The organism is Archaeoglobus profundus DSM 5631, assembly GCF_000025285.1.
GTDB lineage: Archaea > Halobacteriota > Archaeoglobi > Archaeoglobales > Archaeoglobaceae > Archaeoglobus_B > Archaeoglobus_B profundus.
In genome coordinates, this window is sequence record NC_013741.1 from 568,205 (window position 1) to 594,383 (window position 26,179).

Here is a 26,179-nt window from a genome sequence, read left to right on the forward strand (position 1 = left end):
GTCTAGACAAAGGATTGAAGAATACCGATCCTTATGATGTCATTTGAGATTACTAGAATATTCTTGGAATCACCTATGTTCTTAAGTTCTCTACAAGATTAACTGTTGCAGTTATTACTGAAATTTTTCTTTAGATTCTATCTAGAGTTCTGGCTAAATCTGCAAGAATCCGTAATATGTCGGTCAGGAAGTACTTAAGCTCGAATCCAAGCTTGGGAAGTAAAAATCGAAATCAATATAATTGTTAGAATGTATGACTATTCACGGATTAACATTTGGAGGTGGTGAAGACGGTAATTCGCTTTAAGGTTTGGATTGAAAAAGACTCAAAGCCCCTCATCGGTAGGGGAGGATACATGATTCTTAAGGCAATAAATCAATACGGTTCGATTTCTAAAGCTTCGGAAGTTTTGGGTATGTCCTATAAGTTCATCTGGAGTTACATTAAAAGGCTTGAAGAAAACTTGGGTGAGAGTGTCGTTGAGACAAGGAGAGGGGGCAGGGGAAAAGGAGGAACTCGACTAACCCCAGCTGGAAGAGACTTACTTGAAACGTATGAAATGGTTGAAAGCGTTGTTAAGGAAGCCCTTCTCGAAATAGGTGATCCCATCATAGTAAGTAACGAGCCAGCTGTAAAGGTAAATGAGGTCGTGAAGTCACTTCTTGTGGGTTGCATATAGTACAAGTTCCTCTATTAAGTTTTTATCAATTTTTATAAAATCTCTAAGCATCTCAGCAATACCCTTATAAAACCTTGCTTCACTGTGATTCACAACCCTATCGCAGAATTCGAAAACCCACTTTTCGAGTTCCTTCATAACTTCCCTCTGCTTCTTCAGTTCTTCAACATTCCCATTCAAAAGCTCCCTACAGCTTTCCGCCATGAAAGCCATGTAAACTCCCAAGTGATCCGCCGGCTCTCTATGAATACACTCGTATCCGAATTTTCTGAACATCTCCTTAACTCTCAATGTAACTCTACCGTAGGGATAATCGCCTTCGTAATCTGATTGATATAGGGAAACGTAACCGTTGAAGGGTCCGACAAAAATTGCCGTGTATTCCTGCCTTACAGCCCTTTCAAAGTCCTCGAACGATTCGAATCCTTTTGGATAATTCTTAACTATGTCAACCCCCTTAAGTTTGGGAAACTCAACCTTTCCCTCGTATAAATCCTTCAAAAGCTCCTTCGGTGGGACATCTATCAATACAGCTGAGAAGAAGGAATACATCCCCATCCTACCCTTCACAACATCCTCAAACTCCATATCACTCACCTAACCTTCTCCTTCTAATTTCTTCGATATCCTTAACGATTTCCTCGTAAACCCCTTCAATAATTATCTTAGGTCTGCACTCCTTGCAGAACAGTAAAGATTTCTCCATACCAGTTAAAGCTTTCATCTTCTCGTATGCTCTCTTTGATATGTGCGGTTTACCGCATTTCGGACACTTTATTATCTCATCCTCAAATACGACCTTCTCGCCCAAATCTCCGAAATCCAAAGCCTTCTCAACCTCTATAGCTTTTTCTGGGCAAGCTTTTGCACACATCTCACAGGCTATGCAGAGTGCATGATTGAACAGAATTTTTCCATCCTCTTTCTTAATAGCTTCCATTGGGCAGAAGTTCATGCAGGCATTGCAGAGTGTGCAGTTATCATTAATTTTTATCTTTCCAAAGTGCTTCGATTCGAAAATCCTCTCTTTCAAATCGTAAACCATTAAAGATTCGACCAAACTCAACCACATTTCCCTCTTATTTCTTCCTCTAAGCTCAAACTTAACCTCAGGAACACCAGCTTTTTTCAGTTCGTTAAAGGTATCTTTAAAATCTTCCCATCTCGTAAGTTTAAGGCAATTGAACCCAAATGCTTTCAAAGTTTTTACCGCTATATCAAAGCAATCTGTTTTGAAGTATTCACAGTCTTTACAAGGAATTGCCAAAACCTTAAATCCCTTTAAAACTGCGTAAAGGTAGTGAACTTCATTTACGTGGTTTAAGCATGGAACGGTTATAATTGCAACGTCTGGCAGGTTTTTAAACTCGTAAAGCTCTCCTAAAGATCTTTCACAAGTGAATATAATCGTATCAAGATCCGTAACTTCCGAAACCTTGTCTACTTTCTCTAAGAGCTTATCGTGAGGTGTAACCTTGTTTTCAATTGCTGAAGTAAAGCAAATCGATGAGCAAAATCCACATGCCTTACACAACACCGTATCAACGTTAATTTTACCATTCACGATCTCTATAGCAGAATTTGGACATTCTAAGCAGAAATTGCACCCAGATATACCACTCTTCATTACACCGCAGATATCGTGATTTACTTTGACTGCAACCAGCTTCATAAACCCTCCTAAGTTCGATAAAACCTTGAAAGCTCCTAGAAACTCGTCGCCGTATATCCCTTCGACGTGTTTATCGAAATTCGGATATATTACCTGCCCAACCTCGATGAAATCAACCTCTTTTCCTCTAACTACATCGTAGCCCTCAACGTAAACCTTAAAATTCCCTATCGATCCTTCAACGCCCTTAACCCTACCTCTTATCACTTTAACCTCGTATGGATAAAGCTCTCTGATCGTGTCTTCGTTCTGAGTTATTACCGTAAGATCGCAGTGTAAAGACAGCTCCTTTATAAGCTCCAAATTGTCTCCGATATAAGCTACTGAGTTTCCTACATTGACTGCTTCGAATTCTAACTCATTGTAAACGCTCTCAGCTGTCAATAACGCCTTTGCAACTTCGTTTGGATTTCTAAAAGCTTTCAGAATCCTTAAATCTAAGATTTTGTAATCTTCAACCTTGTCCTTAACTTTGTGATAGAGTGAAGGACATGTGAAAATCGTGTATTCTTCAACTTCGAAATCATCTTCACAACTTTCAACAACCTTCCCGTCAAAATATATTCCAAGTTTTTTGCAAATTACGATCATGCTTTCGACTTATCAACCGCTAAGTTAAATCGCTTTCGATTTCAAAATATTTCCACCCACACATATTTTAATATCGAAAAATTTTTATTTTTATGATACTAAAGATTATTCGAAGGAGGTGTTCGAATGAAGCTAAAACTGACGAGGAGAGATTTCTTAAAAACTTCAGCAATTAGCTTAGCAGTCGCCGGTGGACTGTTAAAATATGCTAGAGGTGACATAGTCAGAAAGGCTGAAGAAGTCCAAAAGAAGGAGCAGGAGAGTGGTTACAAGCTCGTTAAGACTATCTGTACGGGATGTGCAGTCGGGTGTGGAATGCTCGCAGTTGTGAAAGATGATCAATGGCTCTGGATCGAGCCTTGGATAAACAACCCGATAAACAGGGGAAAGTTGTGCTGTAAGGGTGCTTCGGCCAACTACATCGTTCATTCTCCAAGAAGGCTGAAGTATCCGATGATAAAGAGAAACGGAAAGTGGGAGAAGATCAGCTGGGATGAGGCTCTAGAAATTATAGCCAAGAAATTGTATGAAGTCAGACAGAAGTACGGACCCGACGCTGTATTCTTTGCCGGCTCAGCTAAGGTTAGCACTGAGATGGCGTACTTGCAGAGAAAGTTCATGGCCTTCTGGGGCTCAAATAACATCGATCATCAAGCAAGAATATGCCACTCAACAACGGTTGCTGGATTGGGTAACACCTGGGGATACGGAGCTATGACAAACAACTTCAACGACATTAGAAATGCCAAGTGCATAATCTTCTTCTCAAACCCGAGTGAAGCACATCCAGTCAGCTTCTACCACATCTACGAAGCTAAGAAGAGGGGGGCAATTCTGATCTGCTGCGATCCGAGATTCAGCAGAACTGCTGCAGTAAGCGATCTACACCTGCAATTTAGGCCGGGAACGGACATAGCATTGGTTTACGGAATATGCCATGAGATAATTAAGAATGGGTGGTATGACGAGGAATTCATAAGGCAGAGAACATACGGGTTCGAATACTTTAAGGAAGAGGTAATGAAGGAAGATTACTCACCAGAGAACGTCGAGAAGATAACTGGTGTTCCTGCTGAAAAGATAAGAAGGGCTGCATACATCTTAGCTCACAACAAGCCCGCAACAGTGCAATACGCCATGGGTGCTACCCAGCATCCTTACGGTTCTCAGAACATCAGAAGTTTCGCAATCCTCCAGCTGTTGTTAGGCAACGCTGGTAAACCGGGCGGAGGAGTAAATGCTTTCAGAGGTCACGACAACGTGCAAGGAGCTACAGACATGTGTGTCCTTAGCCACTCCCTACCAGCATATTACGGATTGAGTGAGGCTGCTTGGAAGCACTGGTGCAAGGTTTGGAATGTCGATTACGAATGGATAAAGAGTAGATTTTCAAGCGAGGAGATGATGCAAAAGAAAGGATTCACGATGTCGAGATTTGCGGTTGGTGCTACAGCTGAAAAGTACGGCTGGAAGCTCGATCAGCCTAGCCCAATTAAAGTGATAATATGGTGGGGGCACTCCACAGCTTCGATAGGTGACCTTAAGCTTGTTAAGGAGGCTTTCGAATCTGTTGAGCTGTTAGTGGTAGTAGATCCATTTGTTGAGACTGCTGCAGCGCTACCAGACAGACCAGATGGGATAATAATCTTGCCAGCTTGCACGGAATACGAAGGAGAAGGGTTCGTAACTAATTCTGGAAGACAGATTCAGTGGAGAAATAGAGTGGTTTCACCGAGATTCGATTCGAGAGAGGACATGTGGATACTGCTCAAGCTTGTTGAGAAGCTCGATAAATACGATCCGGGATTGTATGCCAAATTCACGGCAAACTTCGGCGGTAAGAAGCCAGAGGAGATAAGGCCTGAGGAGGTATGGGACAAGGAGATAACGGTCGGTAGCATTACGATCGGAATGCTCGGACAGAAGAGCTGGAGGATAAAGAGGCAGCAAGAGTACGATTACACGTTCAGCGAGGAGGATTGCAGAGCTTACGGAGGTCCTTGCGATGGAGAATACTGGGGATTACCGTGGCCGTGCTGGAACGAGAAGCATCCAGGAACGCCAATACTGTACAGAAACGATATACCGGTATGGGATGGAGGCCACGATTTCAGGGTGAAGTGGGGAACAAAGGCTCCAGACGGCCAGTCATTGCTGAGTGGAGTAAATCCACAGGATCAGCTGTCCATAAACGGTGTCAAGTGGGTGTTTGCGATAGGTGAGACCTTTGAAGATTACATCAAGAACAACATGGTTCCATCTGGAAGGGGTAGAGCGAGGTTCTACGCTTGGAACATGAAAGACCCCGTTCCGAAGCACAGAGAACCTCTGTATTCTCCACGCTTGGATCTAATAGAGAAGTATCCGATATACGAGGATGAGAAGTACGGCGACTTCCACTACAGGGTTAAGATAAAGGCGAGGAGCTGGCAGATTGCTTGGTTGAATGCAAAGATGACCGAAGTATTCCCACTTATATGGACATCCGGAAGGCAAGTGGAGCACATGGGTGGTGGAGCAGAAACAAGAAGTAACCCAATACTTGCGGAGTTACAGCCACACATGTACGTAGAGATCAATCCTAAGACTGCCAACGAAAGAGGAATTAAAGATGGGGACATGGTTGCCGTAATCTCTCCGAGAAGCTTGGAATACGATGACACGCCAGCTTACATAATAGTCAGAGCTAGAGTGACTCCTGCTGTTCCAGAATGGCTCGTATTCACACCGTACCATTGGGCCGGACAATTCCAAGGCAAACCTTACCTCGACAGATTCCCAGTAACGGATGACATGGATACAAGACCCATAGTTTACGGAGATTCGTGTAACATCGTTAATCCTCCAGGGTGGGATCCAGAGACGCAGATGCAGGCTACGAAGTCGGGAATCTGCAATGTTGTCAGAGCAGACAAGTTACAGGAATTCCTAAGCCAGTATAAGAGCAAGATCGAGCAGTTGAAGGCTGAGTTGAGAAAGATGAAGGTTATGGAGTGAGGTGATGTTAAATGCCTTACAAATTTTTAGTAGATACGCACCACAACCTCTGTATAAAGTGTAAGGGTTGTATGGCGATATGCAAGAACTACAACAAAACTCCTAAGGGTGTGAACAGGATTCAGGTTGTGACAATAAACGAGGGACAACCTGGACAGTTAAACATTCCACTCATGTGTTTACATTGCAACGATCCGCTTTGCGTGAAAGTCTGTCCGATGAAGGCTGTATACAAGAGAGAAGATGGAATAGTGCTCGTCGATAAGGATAGATGCATTGGATGTGGTTACTGTGCATTTGCATGTCCATTCGGAGCACCGCAGTTCCCAGAAGGCGGAGCGTTTGGCAGTAAGGGTAAGATGGACAAGTGTACCTACTGCGTTTTGCCATATGAGCCCGAGAAGGATGAGAAAGGTAACGTGATATACAGAGATCCTGTGCCGAGATGCGCACTAGTCTGCCCGTGTGAAACAATATTAGCTGGAGAGATGAGCGAAATAACGAAGAAGCTTAGGGAAAGGGTTGGAGCTTTGACAGCTTCGAAGATTGAAAGTCTGTTCCTCTTCTAAATTTTTTGGTGATAGAAATGTCGAGGGCTATAGTAGCTATTGCCTTCATAGTTGCGTTGATAGCAGTATACCCGTACATACTAAACATAGCTACGGTATCAAGCTTAAAAGGTAGCTATGTGGTTAAGTGGAGCGAAATTCCGGCGTTCGTGAGAGGAACAATTTATGAAGAAAGTTTGAAGTTGGCTACGATGATAAACGAAATTATCAAGTTATTGCTCGAAATAGCTGGAATCTTCGTCGTTCTGTTGACCATAATCGAATACTACAAGTATCACAAGATACACAAAGAGGAGGTGAGTAAGTAATGCTTAAGAGGTTCTCTTGGCATCAAAGAATAGCTCACTTCGTCGGAAGTATATCTGGAATGATGCTCTTGGTGACGGGATTGCCGATAATGTTTTCAAAGCACTTGGGATGGGTCTTCACCCTCTTTGGAGGTTCAGAAGTTACGATGTTCCTGCATAGGGTATTTGCAATAATACTCGTGTTCAGCTTCGCATACTTTGGGACTTACTTCATCTTAGAGAGAATAGTCAGGGGTAGGGGTGACTCGAACATAAAGAATTTCGGACTTTCAGCTGAGTTCATAAGTGAAGTCGTAGCTGGAGCTGTCAGAGATATCCTTTGGACTTTAGGCTTGAGAAAGGAAAGACCCAAGTTCGGCAAGTACGACTGGATAATGGTCGGAGACATATACCTCTTACCCCTCCTCGCCTTCATAGAAATACTGACGGGCACGATAATGTGGTTCCCGAGGAGCTTCGAATTCATAACGTTTAATCCGGGAATGTTCTTCGTAATAAGGACTATACATGCCGGAGTGGCTTTCTTCCTACTGCTGTTCGTATTGGCTCATGCGGGGATACTGCACCTAACACCCGGAAACTTCCCAATAAACATGAGCATATTCACTGGCAAAATCTCAAGAAAGAAGGCTGAAGTTGAACATGAGAAATGGGTTCCTTTGGCCGAAGAGGTTGGAGGGGAAGTAGAGAGAAAAGAAAGCAAATTATGCTACATATTCGGAGCAATAACCATCATTAACCTCGTCGCGTTGGCTTACGTGCCTTTCGTAATGGAGTCAGAGTGGCTCGCGGGTTTGAGGGTGAGTAGTGACGGAATAGTAGCATTTGGATTAAGCTTAGGTGTAATAACCTTGATCGTCTATATCATTGCAAGCGTAGTAGCGTTTTTCAGGGGACTTAAGAGTTGATTTTAGCTTTTTTCTTTTTTTCAAGTTTTAAGCGATTATTTTATTAGCTCTGCTGAAAGAGTTGTAGCTGTAGTTTGCACCGTTGGCTTTTTGAATTAAAGCTTCGAACTCGCTCTCAGTTAGTTCAAAGAGTTAAAAATAGTAAACCCTGAAAAATCGATCCGAATTACGGAGGAAAGACGAGCATGAGAGTTTGTATTTTGTACTCGGGTGGCAAGGATTCAAACTTGGCTTTACTTAAAGCTTGGAAAGAAATGGAGGTAGTTTGTCTAGTATCTTTAAGCCCGAAGTCTGAGGAAAGTGTTCTTTTCCACTATCCAAATACAGAGCTAGTAAAGCTTCAGGCTAAATCTCTTAAGATACCTCTAATTATGAAAGCATGCTCGGATGATGAGGTAGGAAGTTTGAATGCTTTGAGGGAAGCTTTAAAGGAGGCTAAGGAGTTGTACGGTGTCGAGGGAGTTGTTACTGGCGCAATAAGATCGACTTATCAAGCTACGAGATTTCAGAGAATATGCGATGATTTAGAGTTATGGTGCTTTAACCCTCTCTGGCTAAGAGACGAGGTTTCGATACTTAGGGAAGCTTTGGAGCTGGGATTCGAAATAGTTTTTACGAGGATAGCCGGCTATCCACTAAGTAAAGACATGCTTGGAAGAAAGATAACGATTGAGACAGTTGAAATGCTTGAAAATATGAAGAGATTTGTAAACCCGGCTGGTGAAGGTGGCGAGTACGAAACCCTCGTCCTGAATATGCCCCTCTTTACAAAAAGGCTCAAGATAGTTGATTACGAGATTGTTGGAAGCGAATACGATGCCACGTTAATCGTTAAAAAGGCAGAGCTTGTGGAAACATGATAGCAGTAATATCAACTTGCAAATACAAGCTAAGCGAAGAGGAATTTGTAAGACCAATCGTGGAGATTGTAAGAGAGTGCAAATTGAATTACAGAATCGTGCGCTACACCGAGAAGATCGATGTAAGAGACTGCTCAAAAGTTATAATATGTGGAACTGCTTTGAGAGATTACGATTACCTGAATTACATAGACAGCTTTGAACAACTCTTAGATTTCGAGGGATGTGTTTTGGGGATCTGTGCTGGCTACCACATACTTGCCACGCTGTTTTCGAATGAACTTGAAAAAGTTAAGAAAATGGGTGTTTACAATGTCGAAGTTACAAGAGATAATCCATTGATTGAAAAAGGATCAATGAAAAGCTACTTTCTGCACGCCTACGCTTTAAGGAGTATAAACGACAGTCTGGAATGTTTGGCTGTGCAGAACGATGAAGTCTGCATGTTTAGAGTGGAGGGTATAGATTTTTACGGGGTTTCCTTTTATCCGGAGGTTCTCAATAGGGAAATTGTTGTAAACTTTCTAAATTTCGGCTAAATATTTATGCTCTGTTTGTATTCGTTTGAGAATATCTCTTCCCCTAATAATGGTTAGCTCATCGTAGGATCGTCTGAAATTGTCGATAGTATATAAAAGTCGATCGAACACATTGGTTAAATATCCTATCACTTTATCACCAAACGATGAAGCTTGAAGAATTGAGGTTCGGAACGGAGCTTGTTAAAAGGGGATTTGCGAAGATGCAAAAAGGTGGAGTGATAATGGACGTTACGAACGCTGAACAGGCTCAGATCGCTGAGGATGCCGGTGCTGTCGCTGTAATGGCTCTGCACAAGGTTCCAGCAGATATAAGAGCATCTGGCGGAGTTGCAAGGATGGCTGATCCGAAAAAGATTCAGGAAATAATGGATGCTGTAACTATCCCAGTCATGGCGAAGTGCAGAATAGGTCACATAGCAGAGGCGAGAGCTTTAGAGGCTTTGGGAGTTGATATGATTGACGAGAGCGAGGTTCTAACTCCAGCAGACGTATTCTTCCATATCGACAAGAGAAAGTTCACGGTGCCATTCGTGTGCGGTGCAAGGAGCTTGGGTGAGGCTGTGAGGAGAATATGGGAAGGTGCAGCAATGATCAGAACGAAGGGAGAGGCTGGAACAGGTAACGTTGTTGAAGCTGTTAAACACATGAGGATAATAAACTATGCAATTGCCGAGATCGTAAATATGGATGACGACAGAATATATGAAGTTGCAAAGAAGTATGCTGAGAGATACGTCGAGCTAGCGAAGACAGTTAGAGCTGAAATGGGCTTGCCGACGGAAATAAAGCCGAGTGATGTCGTTTACGAGGAGTACACACTCGAAGAGATCGTTGAGGGACTTTACGAAGTCTTGCTTGAAATTAAGAAGATGGGCAGATTACCAGTTGTCAATTTTGCAGCGGGTGGAATCGCAACTCCAGCAGATGCGGCCCTAATGATGCAGCTAGGTGCAGATGGAGTATTCGTGGGTTCTGGAATCTTCAAGTCGTCGAATCCAGAGGGATATGCGAGGGCAATAGTTGAGGCGGTACAGCACTGGGACGAACCTGAAGTTATAGCTGAGATCAGCAAGGGATTGGGAGAAGCTATGAGAGGATTGGAGGTTTCACAGCTCGAAGTCAGAATGCAAGATAGAGGATTATGAGGATTACCGTTGTCGGTGTGCAGGGAGCCGTTGAGGAGCACGTAATCATCACAAAACTTGCAATGAAAAAGCTAGGAATAGATGGAGAAGTCGTCGCTACACGTCGTAAAGGAGTAGTTTCAAAAAGCGACGGTGTAATAATTCCCGGTGGAGAGAGTACTACCATAAGCAGGCTGATATTTAGGGATTCGATTGCAAGCGAAATTCTTGAAAAGGCTGAAGAGGGAAAGCCGATAATGGGGACTTGTGCCGGATTGATTTTGCTTGCGAAGCACGGGGATGAGCAAGTTGAAAGAACGAACACCAAGCTCTTGGGTTTGCTTGACATTTGGATAAAAAGAAATGCCTTCGGAAGGCAAAGAGAAAGCTTTGAAGCAGTTTTAAACATCAAAAACATTGGAAAGTTTCAAGCAGTTTTCATAAGAGCTCCAGCGGTAACGAAGGTCGGAAAGAATGTGGATGTCCTTGCAACTTTCGAAGATTATATCGTTGCGGTTCAGCAAGACAAGATATTGGGCTTTGCTTTTCATCCCGAACTAACTAACGATACGAGAATTCACGAATACTTCCTCAAGCTAATTTTTGAATAAATTTTTTATAAGCCGTAGTGCAACGTAGCTTCCATGAAAAAAATCCTACCGATTCTGATTCTACTGGCGATAATTCAAACGGCATCGGCCCAAATAGTGAAAATTGAGATAACACCTCAAACTCTACTACCTAACGATGTTGCGGATTGCAAGTTAACGTTTACAGCCCAACACGATACATACGTTAGCGGAATAACCTTGATTTCTCCTACAGAAGTTCAGGTTACGCCCTCTTCAATATCAGGAGTAGGCTGGATATCAACTGGCTATACCTACGAGTTTCCTTTCACGATAAAGGCCAAGGAGAGCGGAACTTACACGCTAACGGCCTACGTTCATACATTAAATGGGACTATAAAGCAATCGATAACGATCAGAGTTCTCGATCGAATGCCCGAGATAGTTTTAGATAAGACAATACTCACGCTCAATGAAGTAAACACAGTTCATTTTACTGTGATCTCTCCACTTGACATAAGAAACGTTGTAGTTCAACCGCTTTTCAAAGCAGACCCTCAAATAATATCCGTTCAGAGTGGGAAAGGCTCCTTCAAGTTTGAACCTACGAAACCTCAATCTTTGAAGTTCAAGATCAGCTTTTACAACGGGAAAAACTACCATGAGGTGGTTAGAACAGTTAATGTGAGCTATATGAGTAGTAAGGGCGTAGTGCTGAACGTTACACCGAAGTATCATGCAACTACGATAGGAGATGTAATCCCAATCGATGTAGAGGTTGCCAACTTAAGGGGAGATACAATCTACTCAATAGAGGTGACTGCCAACTTTTCGAAAAAGCAATTCCAAATTCCTGTACTGAAGTCGAGCGAAGTTGCTAGAGTTAAATTCGATTTCTATTCGGAAACATCGGGTGAAAAGATAATCAGGGTAGACGTTAGATACAAAGACGAGTTCGGTAATATTCATTACGAACATAAATTGCTCACGATAAGAGTTATGAACGAAACGGCATTGCAGTTCAGCGGTATCGAAATTGAAAGGAGTTTAAGCGGATTAACTTTGACCGGGGAAGTTTGTAACGTAGGAAAGAGCGAAGCTTACAACATTTACGTCATTGCAAATTCGAATGGAGTTACTAAAACGTATTATATAGACAGCTTGGAACCTTCAGACTTCGATACGTTCGAATTCACATTCAAAAATCACTCGAGAGTCATTATTCTGGAGTTAAAGTGGAGCAACGAGGTTGGAGAAATTCTTGAGACGGAAGAAGTTGTAGAAATCCCAATGGAAAGTTTTAACGTAAAGACTTCGAGCGAGACAGACTATGTCGCAATCGGAGTTAGTGTCTGTGTTCTAGTTTTCGTTATACTTCTAATAGTCTTGGCGTGGAGAAGAAAATGATCGAGCTAATTGACGTCTACAAGGTTTACAAGGTGGGATTGCACGAAGTTACTGCATTGAGAGGAATAAATCTCAAAATCGAAGATGGAGAGTTTGTCATCGTAATGGGCCCATCTGGCAGTGGAAAATCTACGCTACTGTATCTCATGGGTTGCTTAGATAAGCCCACTAGAGGCGAGGTACTAATAGATGGGCTCAACACATCTCAGCTTAACGATAAACAGCTAACCGAACTTAGAAGAGACAAAATCGGTTTCATATTTCAGCAATATTATTTAATACCTACTCTGACGGCTTTGGAAAACGTTGAGTTGCCGATGGTGTTTAAAGGTATTCCTAAAGTTGAAAGGGTAAAGAGGGCCAAAGAACTTCTGTCCTTGGTAGGTTTGGGCGATAAGCTTAACAGAAAGCCCAACGAGTTGAGTGGCGGGGAACAGCAGAGAGTAGCAATTGCAAGGGCTTTAGCTAATGGACCTTCCATTCTTTTGTGCGATGAACCTACTGGAAACCTCGACACAAAAAGCGGTAGAGTTGTTATGGATATTATCAAGAGGCTGAATGACGAAAGAGGAGTTACGGTCGTCTTAGCAACTCACGATCCCTCACTTAAGGTTTACGCTGACAGAGTAATAACGATTAGGGATGGTGCGATATGCTGATTGAGTTGGCTCTGAGAAACCTTAAGAGGATCAAAGTTAGGAGTGCTTTAGCGATTGTTGGGATAATTATCGGCGTGATGGCAATAAGCTCGATTGGGATATTTGGTGAGAGTTTAAAGGCCTCCATTCTTGAAAACTTCAAGGATATAGCTAACGAAGTTATCATTATGCCAGACTACACTCATGGTTACACATCCATAGACGAAAAAACTTTGGAAAAACTAAAACGAATTACTTATGCTGAGATATTACCAATCAAGAGCGATTCCGCTTTAGTTAGCTATAAGGACAAGAAAACATATTTGACAGTTTACGGAATTGATTCGAAGGATGCTGAGAAGTTTTTTGAGGTTGAGGAAGGTAGTTATAAAGGATGTTTAGTTGGTAGTAATGTTGCAGAGTATTTTAAGCTTAGAGTCGGGTCTAAGATCGAGATAGAAGGAAGGGAATTCAGGGTTGGGGGGATTTTGAGGCAAGAGGCGAGATTCGATATCAATCCGAATTTTGCCATAATACTGCCCACGGAAGACTTCGACAAGCTTTTCGATAAAGAAGGATACACCATGGTAATAGTAAAGGTAGATGAGATAGAAAACATAGACAATCTCAAAGAGTACATCAAGAGCGTGATAAACCGAAAGGAGAGCAAGGTTTCGGTTTTCGAGATGAGGAGCATAATAGAAGGTATAAACAGAGCTTTTGCTCAGATAACACTCTTTCTTATGGCGATAGCTGGCGTATCACTTCTAGTAGCTGGTGTGAGCATCTTGAACATAATGTTGATGTCAACAATCGAAAGAACGAAAGAAATAGGAATTATGAGAGCTATTGGTGCGTACAGAGAAACCATACTCAAGCTCTTCCTAACCGAAGCTCTAATTTTAGGTTTAATAGGTAGTATTATTGGCGGTTGTTTAAGCTTCTTGGGTGGTTACGTGATAGATATGCTCATTCTAAAGACTACCAAATACGTTTTTCAACCTTCTTCCGTCTTTTACGTTGTATTAGGAATATCATTCGGAACCGCTACAGCCGTACTAAGCGCACTCTATCCAGCTTGGAAAGCTTCACGTCTTGAACCAATTCAAGCCTTGAGATACGAGTAACGTTTTTAACAGTGTATGATATTTTTCCACCATGATCGAGAAAGAGGAAAACCTTAGAAGCGAAGCGGTAAGAATTTCTGCCCTTCTCATGGCCATTTCAGCAAGAACTGCACCAAAATCAAAGGGTATAGACGATTTGGAGATAGTATATGTGAGTGGTGAAGACAAGGATAGAATTGCCGATAAAATGATAGAGTTGGCTAAGGAGAAAGGTGAAGGATGGAAGAGAGACGGAGAAAGCTTGAAGAAGGCTGAAGGGATTCTAGTAATTGGCGTTAAGGGAGACAAATCTTTAGGATTGAACTGTTCAGCATGCGGCTTCAGAGACTGTAAGGAATTTGAGAATGCAGTTAGGGTTAAGGGAGATTACGACGGGCCAAACTGTGTTTTCAAAATACTGGATTTAGGAATTGCACTAGGTTCTGCTGTGAAGTTAGCGAGTATTATTAACGTTGATAATAGAATAATATACAGAATTGGAGTTGTCGCGAAAATGCTTGGTATAGTTAAATCAACCGTAGCCTTGGGGATTCCCTTGGCTTGTACGGGTAAGAATCCGTTCTTTGATCGAAAATGATCGGATTGATAATTTTGGGTCATGGGAGTAACTTGCCCGATTACAGAAAAGTTGTCGAGATGCACAGAGAGAGATTAGAGAAGCTGGGAATATTTGAGGAAGTTAGAACAGCGTACGTAATAGAAGAGCCAAAGCTTACAGATGTTTTAAGGGATATGCGGAGCAAAAAAGTTCTGGTAGTTCCTCTGTTCATAGCGTACGGAGAACACTTGAGAGAAATCGAGAAAGCCTTATCAGAATTTGGTGACAAGGTTGTTATCTGCGATCCCATCGGGGAGAGTGAACTCGTAACCTACGCAATCCTAATCTCTGCTCTGAGAAGGATAAACGTTTTAAGTTTTGAGTAAACAATCCCGCATGCTTGAGAAACTCATGGAAATTACCAAAAACCATCACGAGCTTTTCAAGTACTCCATTCCATTAATAGCCAGCGAGAATGTGACAAGTTATGCCGTGAGGAGATTTTACCTCAGCGATTTTGGGCACAGGTATGCGGAGGGTTGGATCGGAAAGAGGTTTTATCAGGGTTGTAAGTACATGGACGAGCTTGAGGCTTTTGCTGTTGAGCTAACCAAGAAACTTTTTGGTTGTGAGCATGCAAACGTTCAACCCATTTCTGGAGTAACGGCCAATCTAGCAGCATTTTTCGCTCTGACTAATCCCGGTGACACAATAATATCCGTCTCAGTTCCAGATGGAGGGCACATATCACACGACAGGTTTTCAGCTGCTGGAGTTAGAGGTTTGAAGGTTGAGCACTATCCATTCGATGTCGATAACATGAATATAGATGTCGATGCTACGAAGAGGAAGGTTGAAAAGATGGACGAAAAACCAAAGGTTTTCGTTTTAGGAGCGAGTCTGTTCCTTTTCCCACATCCTGTGAAGGAATTGGTTGAGGTAGCGCATGAGGTGGGAGCGAGGGTAATGTACGATGGCAGTCACGTTTTGGGGTTGATAGCTGGGAAGGAGTTTCAGGATCCTATTAAGGAGGGAGCTGACGTCGTAACAGCTTCAACTCACAAAACATTCCCCGGTCCCCAAAGAGCCGTAATCATGTGTAAAAAAGAGCTTGCAAAGAAGATTGATCATGGCGTTTTTCCCGGTGTAGTCAGCAATCACCACATACACAGTTTAGCTGGATATGCAATGGCTTGCATAGAGATGCTGGAATTTGGAAGGGACTACGCAAGGCAGATTGTCAGAAACGCTAAAGCTCTCGCTGAGGAACTTTACAACCTAGGTTACAACGTCCTTTGCCCTCACTTGGAATTCACCAAGTCTCATCAGGTAGCTGTCGATGTTTCAGATTTTGGAGGAGGAGATTACGTAGCGAAGAAGCTTGAATCGTGCGGCATAATACTCAACAAGAACCTTCTACCTTGGGATGACGTAAAAAATGCTGATAATCCATCTGGGATAAGGATAGGAGTACAGGAAGTAACGAGGTTGGGGATGAAGGAGGATGAGATGAGGGAGATTGCAAGGTTCATAGACATGGCTCTGAAGGATAAAAAACCTATCAAAGATATCAAAAACGAAATCAAAGAGTTCAAATCCAACTTCTTAACAGTCAAGTATACTTTCGAGGAGTGTCCAGCTTATGAATTTCCGAAGGTGGTGTAAATGTATTTGGTTGATAAGGAGAAAGGTGTGGCTCTGATCAAGAACGACAGCGTAGTTACAAGGCATTTAAGATTTAGTGGAAGGATTTTAGCGGGGCTAAGAGTTATATTTTGGGGTAATATAGAAGCTGAAGAAGTTTATCTTGGAAAGGGTTGCGTCGTAATGGGTGATATACTGTGCGATAAGGCGGTTATAGGTGCATGCACGAGGTTTAATAGAATAATAGCGAGCGATTTTGCCTTAATTCAGTCCAAATGCATGGGGAGATATGTTAAAGCTAGGAACGTTCAGATAGCTGAGGGCTGTACGATCGGAGAAGTTGAGGCTGATGAAAATATAATCATAGATGGTAATTCCAAGATCGGGAAGCTGAATGCCAAAAAGATCTTAGCCTTTAGTAACGCTGAAGGGATGGGGAGTGAAGCAGGCAAGACCGAGAGCGAAAGTTAAAATTCCTATCACATATCTCTTCAAATCTATAGGTTCATCAACCATCGGCTTTGGATGTCTCTGCATAGCAAAAAACATCGTTATAAAACCCCAAAAAAGCCACAGAGATGAATTCGTTACAAGACCTAGAATTATCAAGATTATCGGAAGAATTTTGTAAACGTCTTCAGCCATTTCACCTATCATCGCCCTCAATATATGCCCTCCGTCGAGCTGTCCGACGGGTATGAGGTTAAGGAAAGTAACAAACATGCCAACCCAACCAGCAAAAGCTACGGGATGTATGTAAGTCCCGTTAAACCCGGCAAGCCTTGCAATCGCTTCAAACAGTGGTGGAGTTCCGAGCATGAGCGTAAATTCGCCTCTATAGATCGGTTTGAACTCCATTTTCAAGCCTATGTAAGTTACAAGCATCGATGCGAATATTCCAAAAAGGGGGCCAGATACTCCAACATCAAACAGAGCCTTCCTGTTCGGAATTCTACCTCTATGCTTTATAACTGCTCCCAAAGTACCTATAATGCTTGGAAAGGGTATGAAATATGGTAGAGATGTCCTCATTCCCCATTTTCTTGCAAAGATATAATGGCCCATCTCGTGAAATCCGAGAACAAACATTATAGCAACAGAATACGTTATCCCTCCAATTAAATCGAATCTTTCAAACATCCCAGCACCCATCACAGTCGTTGATGCGAATGTTGCTATGAGAAGGACTAAGTTTATCCAGATTCTTTCTCTATACCTTTTCAACTCGATTACGAACTGACCTAACTTAGAATTAACTCTTACATCGTAATCTGTAGTTAAATCCTCTAACAGCCTTTTCAAGCCTTCGAAGTCTATTGGCTGAAGGTGAAACCTTACAACATCTCCCTTCTCTTCAACATGGTAGACTATTGCAAACCTCTCAATCTCTCTTCTCAACGTATCCTTCATACGCATTCACAACCGCAAAGTCTCCACTTTCAAATACTTCAAGAGGATTTATCTCCAGCTTATCCATAAGCGGAATTTCAGCTATTATTGCTCCAACTGCAATTATAGGTTCGGTCTCAATGTTTATTATCGCCTTAGGTGCAGTTCCCTTCTTTTTCATCCTAAGAAGGACGTAAGTTCCAACTGTAGATCCTCTACCGTGCGGAAAGATGAAGATCTTGTTTGCTATCCTTTCTCCACTTATATCACTATCCTCGGCAACAACAACGCCACTCTCAACGTCCACATCCCCTAAGAATGAGAACTTCCTTCTACTGACAATAACCTCTCCTTCCGCATAGCCCTTGGATATTACCCTTCCTCTAATTCTCACAGCCTAAGGCGATACTCTTGACTTAAAACTGTTGTTGAAGTAAGCCTTATAATCAAGACATCGTATGCTGTGCGATGAAAGTACTCGTAGCTGATCCGATTGCAGAAGAGGCTATAGACTTCATGAAAAAGAATGGATTGGAAGTAGATGTCAAAACTGACATCTCACATGAGGAACTGCTTGAAGTTATACAGGATTATGACGCGCTGATAGTAAGGAGCAGAACGAGGGTTACGAGAGATGTAATTGATAGAGCAAAGAAGTTGAAAATAATAGGAAGAGCTGGTGTTGGTGTAGACAACATAGACGTCGATTACGCAACTGAGAAAGGTATAGTTGTAGTTAACGCCCCGGGAGGGAACAGCGTTTCCGCAGCTGAGCACACTATAGGTTTAATCTTATCAATCGCCAGAAAGATCCCTCAAGCGGATAGGAGCGTTAAGGAGGGTAAATGGGAGAGGAAAAAGTTTGTAGGTATTGAGCTTAGGGGTAAGACTCTGGGAATAGTCGGTTTAGGTAGGATAGGTTACGAAGTTGCTAAAAGGATGAGATGTTTTGAGATGAACATACTGGCTTATGACCCATACGTTAGTGAGGAGAGAGCTAAAAGCGTTGGAGCTAAGCTTGTGAGCTTGGAGGAATTGTTAAGAAATTCCGATATAATAACAATACACGTTCCGAAGACTAAAGAGACTGAAAAAATGATCTCTTACAAGGAATTCGAAATTATGAAAGATGGAGTTTACATAATCAACGCTGCAAGGGGTGGAATTGTAGATGAAAAAGCTCTTTACGATGCTTTGGTTAGCGGAAAGGTCGCTGGAGCAGCTTTAGACGTTTACGAGAAGGAACCCCCAGATAAGGATAATCCGCTTTTGAAGCTCGAAAATGTTGTTACTACGCCTCACATAGGTGCTTCAACGAGAGAAGCCCAAATGATGGTTGGAATGACCGTAGCAGAAGATATTGTCAACTTCTTCAAGGGATTACCTGTCAAAAACGCCGTAAACCTCCCAAGTATAGCTCCAGAGGATTATAACTTCCTCATGCCTTTCGTTGAGCTAGCTGAGAAGATTGGTAAGATTGCATGTGCTAGGTTGAACGGAGTCTTTAATAAGGTAAAGATTACCTTCAGAGGTGAAATTGCGAAGAGGAACACCGAGATTGTTACGAGAGCACTACTCAAGGGTCTGCTCAGCCAAATACTATCCGGAGTAAATATAGTCTCTGCGCCGATAGTTGCCAAAGAGAGGGGAATAGTTGTCGAGCAGAGCAAGATTGAGGAATCACACGTATACCCAAGCACGATAGAGGTTACCGTTAGCAACGGTAAGGAGATTTACATCGAGGGTACATGCGTTGGAGAGGAGTGCAGAATTTTAAGGATAGACAAGTACAAGGTAGATTTTGTTCCGAAAGGACATTATGTAATATCCCTGCACGAGGACAAGCCGGGAGTGATAGGTAGGGTGGGGACACTGATGGGTAAATACAACATAAACATAGCTGGAATGATCGTTGGGAGATACGGTGATAAACCAGGCGGAATCCAGCTGATGCTACTGCTTCTGGATGATCCTCCAACTGAAGAAATTCTTAAAAAGATGGTCGAACTTGAAGGTATAATAGACGCGACTTATGTATACTTGTGATTATGAAGGTAGTCGAATACTGTGATGTTTGTGAAGATGAAACGGAACACGAACTCATAAGGCCCGAGAAGAATCTGTACAGGTGTAGGGTTTGCGGTAGTGTGAGGCAGATAATTCCTGAGAGAGAGATCGAAATAAAGGCGATAATAAGTACCAGCGGAGAAAGCGAAGTGGGTAGAGTTAGGGCTAAGGAGAGCGAGATGCTCAGGGTTGGGGAGGAGGTCGTAGTAGAGACTGGAGAGGAAGTTAAAGTGGGGGAAATAACGGCTTTGGAACTCAAAGATAGAAAGAGAGTTGAAATTGCGGAGGCAAAGGATGTCTATACAGTCTGGTTAAGGAACGTCAGCGAGGTCGATGTGAAGTTCAGTTTGCACAAGGGTGCGGTAACAACACCTTACAAGATGAGAACTACCGGCGAAACTGAGTTTGAAGTGGGAGAGAGAATAAACATTGACAACTTCATATTCAGAATAACGAGGATAAAAAAGCTCGATGGAAAACTTTTGAAGAAGAGAGGTGACAGGGCAAAAGCCAAGGAAATAAAGAGAATATATGCCATATTCGAAAGGAAGGTATGAGATTCAGAGACTTTATTGAAGTCGATAATCACTTATTCTCAGTCTTAAAAGGTGGAGATAAAATAATATGTGTCCTTAGATACGTTCCAAACGGCGATAGAGTAAGAGGCAAAAATACTTACAGGAAGATCAAACATTCGGAAGCTTACAGATATCTTAGAGAGTTCTACAACGATGGACTGCACTACATTCCGCTAGAGAGAGTTGAGAAACATTACGATGCTATGAAACTCTTGCCAGAGATTTGCGAGAGGGATGAATGCGTTAAAAAGGTTGCAAACTTCTTTAACCTCGAAAAGATGGGTGTAACTGGATCGAGACTTATAGGACTGTCCAAGGAAGATTCGGATGTTGATTTTGTTCTTTACGACGAATGCTTTAATGTTGGAAGGGAGAAAATAAGGAAGGGTCTGGAGAAAGGAGATTTGGAGAGTCCTGACCTCGAAAAAGTTTATGAAAAAAGAAACGTGGCGCTCCCGTACGAGATTTTTGTTGTTCACGAGAGAAGGAAGTACAATAAGGCCATTATCGACGGTGTTAGTTTTGATATACTCTATGCTGGTAGAGATGCTAATATTGTTAAGGGCGAGAAGGTTGGAAAAGTTGAAGTTAGAGGGAAGGTCATTCAAGCTAGGCCTTTTGAATATCCTGCAGTTTACAAACTCCCTGACTGTGATATCTTATGTTACACTCACACATTCGTCGGTCAAGCTTTCGAGGGAGAATTTATAGAAGCTCGCGGAATACTCGAAATTATTAATGGTAGGAAGGTAGTTATTATTGGAAGTAGAAGAGATATTGAAGATGAGTACGTTGTTTCGCTAACCTTACTTGAAAGGGAGGGGATGATCGATGACTTCGAGATGTGGAAGCGAATATAAATCGAAATTCTCAAGTATCTTGGCACAGGGGGGATCGCAGGTGGTGGGTGAGACCTTGATAAGATTCTTGGATAAAGTGTGTGAGCACGTGCAGAATATCAAGAGTAACTTGGATTTTAAGAAAATAGAGGAGTTTATATCCGCTTTGGAAAATGCGAGATGCATATTCGTTATGGGCGCCGGTAGAAGTGGCTTTGTTGCAAAGGCTTTCGCAATGAGGCTGATGCATTTAGGTTACAACGTCTATGTCGTTGGTGAGACTGTAACTCCGAGGATTAAGCCAGAAGACCTACTAATTGCAATATCTGGATCGGGTGAAACGCTCTCTGTTGTGAACATAAGTAGAAGGGCGAAGGAGGATATAGGTTCAAAGCTTGTAGCAATAACTCAGAGACCTGAATCGACTTTGGCAAAGATGAGCGACATAGTAATAGTTCTCAAGGGTAAGGACAAATACGAAAGAAATCACGAATTATCAAAGCTCGCCCCATTAGGTACTCTATTTGAACTTACAGCTCTGATATTTCTGGATGGACTCGTTGCAGAGATAATGAATTTGAAGCAGTTGACCGAAGAGGACTTGGCTGAGAGACACGCTGTTTTAGAGTAGTTATCCCCTCTGAATCTTTGCATGCATACCTATGATAGAGTTACTTAGGTCAATGCCTCTTATCTCGCAGTCCTCGTCGATTATCGTCCTCCAAATCTTCGCGTTTCTGACAACAGAGTTCTTGAAGATAACTGACTCACTCACGTCGGTATTCTCAACTACACAACCCTCACCAATGTAGGCGTAGGGACCGACTATCGATCTTCCCTTAATTCTCGCGTTTTCTTCGATAACAACTGGTGTAATTACCTTAGCGTATCTATCTATCTCAGCATTTTCATCCACGTAATGCTCCATGTAGAACCTCAAAGCTTCCAAATACGAATCGGCATTACCAACATCGTGCCAGAGCCCTGTGAACGAATAGCCGTATACATTCGTTTTCTCACACAACCAAGATATAAAGCTACCAAGGTTGTCACTGTGCATATTGGATGCTACGTACTCCTGAAGAAGATCAATAGCTTCCTTTGGCAATGCGTAGAGGGCAATTCCTACAAGAGTGGATTTTGGCTCCTTTGGTTTCTCGTAAAATCTTACAATCCTTTCTCCTTCCATTTCGACACTACTGTACCTTTTAACGAGCTCCAAATCACCTACGTCGTACAAACCGACAACGCACGATTTCTTCTCTTTGTAGTAATTTACAAAACCGTCTAGTTCGAAGGAGAATATGTTATCTCCAGCAACAACGAGCATCTCATCACCTAGAATCTTTGAAACCTCAGCCAAGGCTCTAACAGCCCCTAGCTTCTCCTCCTCCTTTGTAGTTTCTTCAACTATCAATTCAACTTCCTTTCCATCAGCCCACCTTCTAAAATCTTCTTCGAACCTTTTGTTGGTTGAAACGTAAACATCACCGAACTTTTTAACTTTCTCGTAAACGTGATCAATTATTGTCTTTCTGCCTACTGGTAAAAGCGGCTTCGCCTTCGTCATGGTGATGGGCCAGAGACGAGTTGCGTAGCCGCCAGCCATTATGACGACGTTCATATCGCAGGTTGTACAATGGGTAAAAATTCTTTCGTCTCGAATGACTTATATAGTTGTGACAACAACTCATCAATTACAATGAGGTGTGCGATCTGCGGAAATACTGCGGTAATAGATGGAATGTGCATCGATTGTTACATGAAGAGAAATAAGTTGTCGTGGGTAGATGACATTATCGAAGTTGTTAGATGTCCGAAGTGTGGATATTTCAAGGTTGGAAGAAGATGGGAGAATTTAGACTTCGAATCAGCTTTACTCGAATTGATCCATTCGAGCGTTAGAATTCACCCACAATTCGATGTAGAACACTTAGAAGTCGAACCTCTTACAACTGGTGAAGTTGGTAAGTACATCATCAGGCTTGTAGGTAATGTAGAAGGTTACGATGTCGTAGATGAGAGCATTGTTGAAGTCAGGTTGAAGAGTAGAACTTGTGAGAGGTGCACAAGGTTATCGGGCGGATACTACGAAGCAATTGTTCAAATAAGGGCTGACGACAGAGAGATTGAAAGAGATGAGCTTGAAACAGTTAAGGACATAATAAATAGAGTTCTGGAAAGGGAAAGCGATAATCAGAAGGCTTTTGTCAGCAAGATAGTTGAGAGAAAGGAGGGAATCGACTTCTATTTCGGAGACAAGAACATAGGTAGGAAGGTTTCGAGGGAAATTGTGAAGGCTTTAGGTGGCAGATTGATTGAAAGCAGGAAGTTGCATACGAGGATTGATGGGAGAGATGTATACAGGTACACGTTTGCCGTCAGATTACCTTGCTACAGAATCGGTGACATAGTTTTGGATAATGGCAGGATATGTATTGTGACTGGCAAGGATAAAGGCATAGACATAGATAACTTGAGCAGTGTGAATTTGAAGGAGCCTAAGGTGGTTAGAAGGAGAGAAGAGCTTGAAAAGGGCGTTGTTGTCAATTATGACGAGTATATAGTTGAGATTGCGAATGAGAGCGGTGTCTTGCAAGCTGTGAAAACTGGGAATGTTGAAATAGGTGAAGAGGTTTACTTCTTCGAGCACGATTCAAGATTCTACGCTATTCCAAAGGAGATGTATGAAGGCGGTTAGAGTTCACAAGTTTAAGGCTGAGGAGGTTAGAAAGTTTGCTGAGAGGATTGGAGCAAAGGATAAAGATAGATTAGTTGTCTGTAGAGGAGATTACGTTGAAATACCAATATACGATGGTTTTGAGAATTATTTCAAAGAATACGAGATAGTTGAGCAAGAGGAGCCAGTTTTCGCTAGGAAGTCCGATCTTTATGAAATTTTGAAGGAGAAAATACCTAGGAAGCTTTGGGACTACATTCCGAGGAGATACAAAATAATTGGAGACGTTATACTCATCAAGATACCGGATGAACTCGAAGAATACAAGCAATTGATTGGAGAAACTCTTCTGAGTATTCACAAGCGTTGCAAGTCTGTATGGAGGGATTTGGGAAGAGAAGGCATGCTAAGAAAGCCGAAAGTCGAGCTTATAGCCGGTAGCGGAAGTGAGACCGTCCACAAAGAGAACGGATGTCTCTTCAAGCTAGATGTTACGAAGGTTATGTTCAGTGTAGGAAATCAGGGAGAGAGGATGAGAATAGTCAAGCTTGTTCAGGATGGGGAAGTTGTTGTGGACATGTTTGCAGGTATAGGTTACTTCACGATACCAATAGCTGTTCACACTAAAGCCAAGAAAATATACGCGATCGAAATAAACCCAGATTCCTACTTCTATCTCTTGGAAAACATCGAGTTAAATGACGTTAAAAACGTCATACCGATACTAGGAGATTCCATGTATGTAACTCCAGAAGGTGTAGCTGATAGGGTGGTTATGGGACACATATTCTGTCACGAATTTCTGCCAGTAGCGATTAAAGCTTTAAAGGGTGACGGCTACATCCACTATCACGAATCCGTACCGGAAGTAATAATTAACAGGCCGATTGAAAGAATAAAGAGTGCTTGCGAATCTTTAGGTAAAAATGTCAAAATAGAGAATTTCAGAAAAGTAAAGAACTACTCTCCCGGTGTTCTACACGTCGTAGTCGATGCTTACGTTTACTGAAAGAGAAAAATATTAAATAATCTTGAAAGAAACATATACACATGGATTTTGGCGATATCGTTGTTAAAAATGCGATCAAGATAGTTGACTTCTTGAAGGTACTCCCAAAAGTTTTGGAGGATCAGAAGGAAAGATTGAACGAATTTGTAAAAATTTTAAAAGATTCGAAAGCCATTCACGTCTACGGTGTTGGGAGAAGCGGGGCAGTGGCCCTATGCTTTGCCATAAGGCTCAAGCACTTTGAGAAAGTTCTGGGTTGTAAAGTTTGGTGGGTTGGCGATGAAGTGAGGGAGAAGATTGAAGAGGGAGACACCCTAATAGCGTTTTCTGGTTCGGGAGAGACTGCTGAAGTTCTGATAGTTGCTGAAAGAGCTAAAAATGCAAATGCAAAGGTTGTGGCGGTAACGTCTTTCGAAGATTCAAGCTTAGCTAGGATGGCAGATTTGGTTATAATTATCCCCGGTGGACTTGAAAAAAGAAAGGGATGGAAATATCTCGAAGCTCAGTTTGTTGGAGAGTTCTATGGAGGTGGAGAGTTCGAACTACTTGCTTACGCATTTCAGGAGGTTTTAATAAACGCCATAGGAGAGTACTTTGGAATTCCGAAAGATGTCGTGATAAAGGAGCATGAGAGAAATTCTATACATAGAAAATCATCCTAGTTATATCTCTCGTTGCCGGAGCTAAACCCAAGACGAGTAGCACGAACTTTATGAAGTTTTTAAGCTGAACATCTCTCTCCTTTTCGAGTATCCAGAGTACTAATGTAAAGACTACGAACTTGGTTGGGATTAAAACCCAAGCACCAAACTGGTTTATTAGCAGTCTTGGAATTACGTGGAGCTCCCAGTAGTTCAGATAAGTTATCCCGTAAAAGGTAGCACTTGCATCGAGCATGTGAGAGAAGAATACAGAAATACTCAGCTTATCCAATCCTAGGAACCTTGCAGGGAGGTAAAAGAGTGCTGTTGCGAATGTTGCAATGGCTGCAGATATCGGAAGGACTTCTATGTGAATAATCTCCAGATTGAGCAAGAGGAATGACAATGTCAGAACGGATAAGATTACGCCTAACGCAAAGTGATGCTTCCAGTAATTTTCTTTTCTAAGTTTGAGGTTTAGAAGGAGTGATGGAAAGGCTATACAGAACACAACTACATAGATGAAAGGAGACATGAAAAAGTAAGATAGTGGTGGTTTCAGAAATCCGGCATCTTCAACAACCCTCAGAAATGAGCCAAAGAATACGTAGGGAACATTTGAAATAAAAAATCTCTCGTCGAAAGATAAACGCTTTGAAAGATATTTGTAAATCGCGTAGACCGCAAGTATCAGAATGATTGCCCAAGTTACAGTGTTCACGGGATTGTACCCGGTCTTGTAAACTATTGAGTCTATATAGTACTTCTTGATGAAATCCCAGATCATGAGAAAGGCAGATGT

General features: G+C 42.2%; 29 protein-coding genes. 23 read left to right on the forward strand and 6 right to left on the reverse strand.

What is annotated here, in order from left to right; translation table 11 throughout:
• The first annotated feature begins 284 nt into the window (after window positions 1-284).
• Window positions 285-680 carry a winged helix-turn-helix domain-containing protein gene (locus ARCPR_RS03350; RefSeq protein ID WP_012940071.1) on the forward strand — a complete coding sequence of 132 codons (396 nt, stop codon included), beginning with the start codon at window positions 285-287 and terminating at the stop codon, window positions 678-680.
• Here ARCPR_RS03350 and ARCPR_RS03355 read toward each other — a convergent pair.
• Together ARCPR_RS03355 and ARCPR_RS03360 are read right to left on the reverse strand one after the other, a co-directional pair.
• On the reverse strand, window positions 657-1,268 hold the full coding sequence (locus tag ARCPR_RS03355; RefSeq protein WP_012940072.1) for a TorD/DmsD family molecular chaperone: 612 nt from the start codon (window positions 1,266-1,268) through the stop codon (window positions 657-659). The two genes, ARCPR_RS03350 and ARCPR_RS03355, sit on opposite strands and share 24 nt — an antisense overlap.
• A gap of 1 nt (window position 1,269) precedes the next feature.
• Window positions 1,270-2,943: a 4Fe-4S binding protein gene (locus tag ARCPR_RS03360; protein ID WP_012940073.1), complete on the reverse strand. Its 1,674-nt coding sequence runs from the start codon at window positions 2,941-2,943 to the stop codon at window positions 1,270-1,272.
• A 126-nt stretch (window positions 2,944-3,069) separates the two neighbouring features.
• Between ARCPR_RS03360 and ARCPR_RS03365 the strand changes: the two genes are divergently transcribed.
• The 15 genes from ARCPR_RS03365 to ARCPR_RS03435 all read left to right on the forward strand — a co-directional run bounded on the left by ARCPR_RS03365 (window position 3,070) and on the right by ARCPR_RS03435 (window position 16,645).
• Window positions 3,070-5,940 carry a molybdopterin-dependent oxidoreductase gene (locus ARCPR_RS03365; protein WP_012940074.1) on the forward strand — a complete coding sequence of 957 codons (2,871 nt, stop codon included), beginning with the start codon at window positions 3,070-3,072 and terminating at the stop codon, window positions 5,938-5,940.
• An 11-nt stretch (window positions 5,941-5,951) separates the two neighbouring features.
• Window positions 5,952-6,509, forward strand: coding sequence for a 4Fe-4S dicluster domain-containing protein (locus ARCPR_RS03370; RefSeq protein ID WP_012940075.1), 558 nt, complete (start codon window positions 5,952-5,954; stop codon window positions 6,507-6,509).
• Window positions 6,510-6,526: 17 nt separating this feature from the next.
• On the forward strand, window positions 6,527-6,817 hold the full coding sequence (locus tag ARCPR_RS03375; protein WP_012940076.1) for a hypothetical protein: 291 nt from the start codon (window positions 6,527-6,529) through the stop codon (window positions 6,815-6,817).
• A complete protein-coding gene (locus ARCPR_RS03380) occupies window positions 6,817-7,725 on the forward strand; it encodes a cytochrome b/b6 domain-containing protein (RefSeq protein WP_012940077.1) in 909 nt (302 codons plus the stop codon). The genes ARCPR_RS03375 and ARCPR_RS03380 overlap by 1 nt, the downstream gene beginning before the upstream one ends.
• A 185-nt stretch (window positions 7,726-7,910) precedes the next feature.
• Window positions 7,911-8,585 (forward strand): diphthine--ammonia ligase, encoded by a 675-nt coding sequence (locus ARCPR_RS03385; RefSeq protein WP_012940078.1) that lies wholly within the window; start codon window positions 7,911-7,913, stop codon window positions 8,583-8,585.
• Window positions 8,582-9,124 (forward strand): glutamine amidotransferase-related protein, encoded by a 543-nt coding sequence (locus ARCPR_RS03390; protein WP_012940079.1) that lies wholly within the window; start codon window positions 8,582-8,584, stop codon window positions 9,122-9,124. Before ARCPR_RS03385 ends, ARCPR_RS03390 begins: the two co-directional genes overlap by 4 nt.
• A 146-nt stretch (window positions 9,125-9,270) precedes the next feature.
• The gene (gene pdxS, locus ARCPR_RS03395) at window positions 9,271-10,272 is read left to right on the forward strand and encodes a pyridoxal 5'-phosphate synthase lyase subunit PdxS (RefSeq protein ID WP_012940080.1); all 1,002 of its coding nucleotides are present in this window, start codon (window positions 9,271-9,273) and stop codon (window positions 10,270-10,272) included.
• A complete protein-coding gene (gene pdxT, locus ARCPR_RS03400; RefSeq protein WP_012940081.1) occupies window positions 10,269-10,862 on the forward strand; it encodes a pyridoxal 5'-phosphate synthase glutaminase subunit PdxT in 594 nt (197 codons plus the stop codon). The genes pdxS and pdxT overlap by 4 nt, the downstream gene beginning before the upstream one ends.
• Window positions 10,863-10,895: 33 nt before the next feature.
• Entirely contained in the window at window positions 10,896-12,227 is a 1,332-nt protein-coding gene (locus ARCPR_RS03405; RefSeq protein WP_012940082.1) for a COG1361 family protein, read from the forward strand.
• Entirely contained in the window at window positions 12,224-12,886 is a 663-nt protein-coding gene (locus tag ARCPR_RS03410) for an ABC transporter ATP-binding protein (RefSeq protein WP_012940083.1), read from the forward strand. Before ARCPR_RS03405 ends, ARCPR_RS03410 begins: the two co-directional genes overlap by 4 nt.
• Window positions 12,880-13,992, forward strand: coding sequence for an ABC transporter permease (locus ARCPR_RS03415; RefSeq protein ID WP_012940084.1), 1,113 nt, complete (start codon window positions 12,880-12,882; stop codon window positions 13,990-13,992). Before ARCPR_RS03410 ends, ARCPR_RS03415 begins: the two co-directional genes overlap by 7 nt.
• A 31-nt stretch (window positions 13,993-14,023) precedes the next feature.
• The gene (locus ARCPR_RS03420; RefSeq protein ID WP_012940085.1) at window positions 14,024-14,569 is read left to right on the forward strand and encodes a ferredoxin domain-containing protein; all 546 of its coding nucleotides are present in this window, start codon (window positions 14,024-14,026) and stop codon (window positions 14,567-14,569) included.
• Window positions 14,566-14,916 (forward strand): sirohydrochlorin chelatase, encoded by a 351-nt coding sequence (locus ARCPR_RS03425; protein WP_012940086.1) that lies wholly within the window; start codon window positions 14,566-14,568, stop codon window positions 14,914-14,916. Before ARCPR_RS03420 ends, ARCPR_RS03425 begins: the two co-directional genes overlap by 4 nt.
• A gap of 10 nt (window positions 14,917-14,926) precedes the next feature.
• The gene (gene glyA / locus ARCPR_RS03430) at window positions 14,927-16,195 is read left to right on the forward strand and encodes a serine hydroxymethyltransferase (protein WP_012940087.1); all 1,269 of its coding nucleotides are present in this window, start codon (window positions 14,927-14,929) and stop codon (window positions 16,193-16,195) included.
• Window positions 16,196-16,645, forward strand: a complete 450-nt coding sequence (locus ARCPR_RS03435; RefSeq protein WP_012940088.1) for a hypothetical protein — start codon at window positions 16,196-16,198, stop codon at window positions 16,643-16,645.
• On the opposite strand, the gene ARCPR_RS03440 is transcribed toward ARCPR_RS03435, so the two are convergent.
• Together ARCPR_RS03440 and ARCPR_RS03445 are read right to left on the reverse strand one after the other, a co-directional pair.
• Window positions 16,583-17,584, reverse strand: a complete 1,002-nt coding sequence (locus ARCPR_RS03440) for a site-2 protease family protein (RefSeq protein WP_012940089.1) — start codon at window positions 17,582-17,584, stop codon at window positions 16,583-16,585. The genes ARCPR_RS03435 and ARCPR_RS03440 overlap by 63 nt on opposite strands.
• Entirely contained in the window at window positions 17,556-17,957 is a 402-nt protein-coding gene (locus tag ARCPR_RS03445) for a DUF126 domain-containing protein (protein WP_012940090.1), read from the reverse strand. The genes ARCPR_RS03440 and ARCPR_RS03445 overlap by 29 nt, the downstream gene beginning before the upstream one ends.
• Window positions 17,958-18,031: 74 nt before the next feature.
• Here ARCPR_RS03445 and serA point away from each other — a divergent pair, with 74 nt between their 5' ends.
• From serA to hxlB, 4 genes are read left to right on the forward strand one after another with little or no spacing between them, the layout of a single operon-like run.
• Window positions 18,032-19,609 (forward strand): phosphoglycerate dehydrogenase, encoded by a 1,578-nt coding sequence (gene serA, locus ARCPR_RS03450; protein ID WP_012940091.1) that lies wholly within the window; start codon window positions 18,032-18,034, stop codon window positions 19,607-19,609.
• A 2-nt stretch (window positions 19,610-19,611) separates the two neighbouring features.
• Entirely contained in the window at window positions 19,612-20,187 is a 576-nt protein-coding gene (locus tag ARCPR_RS03455) for an HVO_0476 family zinc finger protein (protein WP_012940092.1), read from the forward strand.
• Window positions 20,184-21,068: a nucleotidyltransferase domain-containing protein gene (locus tag ARCPR_RS03460; RefSeq protein WP_012940093.1), complete on the forward strand. Its 885-nt coding sequence runs from the start codon at window positions 20,184-20,186 to the stop codon at window positions 21,066-21,068. The genes ARCPR_RS03455 and ARCPR_RS03460 overlap by 4 nt, the downstream gene beginning before the upstream one ends.
• On the forward strand, window positions 21,040-21,678 hold the full coding sequence (hxlB, locus tag ARCPR_RS03465; RefSeq protein ID WP_012940094.1) for a 6-phospho-3-hexuloisomerase: 639 nt from the start codon (window positions 21,040-21,042) through the stop codon (window positions 21,676-21,678). The genes ARCPR_RS03460 and hxlB overlap by 29 nt, the downstream gene beginning before the upstream one ends.
• Here hxlB and ARCPR_RS03470 read toward each other — a convergent pair whose 3' ends face one another.
• Window positions 21,679-22,671, reverse strand: a complete 993-nt coding sequence (locus ARCPR_RS03470; protein WP_012940095.1) for a sugar phosphate nucleotidyltransferase — start codon at window positions 22,669-22,671, stop codon at window positions 21,679-21,681.
• 78 nt (window positions 22,672-22,749) lie between these two features.
• On the opposite strand from ARCPR_RS03470, the gene ARCPR_RS03475 reads away from it, so the two are divergent.
• The 3 genes from ARCPR_RS03475 to ARCPR_RS03485 are packed head-to-tail and all read left to right on the forward strand — an operon-like array spanning window position 22,750 to window position 25,398.
• Complete coding sequence (locus ARCPR_RS03475; RefSeq protein ID WP_012940096.1) at window positions 22,750-23,748, forward strand: 60S ribosomal export protein NMD3; 999 nt, start codon at window positions 22,750-22,752, stop codon at window positions 23,746-23,748.
• On the forward strand, window positions 23,735-24,736 hold the full coding sequence (locus ARCPR_RS03480; RefSeq protein WP_012940097.1) for a class I SAM-dependent methyltransferase: 1,002 nt from the start codon (window positions 23,735-23,737) through the stop codon (window positions 24,734-24,736). Before ARCPR_RS03475 ends, ARCPR_RS03480 begins: the two co-directional genes overlap by 14 nt.
• A 41-nt stretch (window positions 24,737-24,777) precedes the next feature.
• Complete coding sequence (locus ARCPR_RS03485) at window positions 24,778-25,398, forward strand: SIS domain-containing protein (RefSeq protein ID WP_012940098.1); 621 nt, start codon at window positions 24,778-24,780, stop codon at window positions 25,396-25,398.
• Here ARCPR_RS03485 and ARCPR_RS03490 read toward each other — a convergent pair.
• The gene (locus ARCPR_RS03490) at window positions 25,376-26,164 is read right to left on the reverse strand and encodes a DUF63 family protein (RefSeq protein WP_012940099.1); all 789 of its coding nucleotides are present in this window, start codon (window positions 26,162-26,164) and stop codon (window positions 25,376-25,378) included. The two genes, ARCPR_RS03485 and ARCPR_RS03490, sit on opposite strands and share 23 nt — an antisense overlap.
• Window positions 26,165-26,179: the final 15 nt, after the last annotated feature.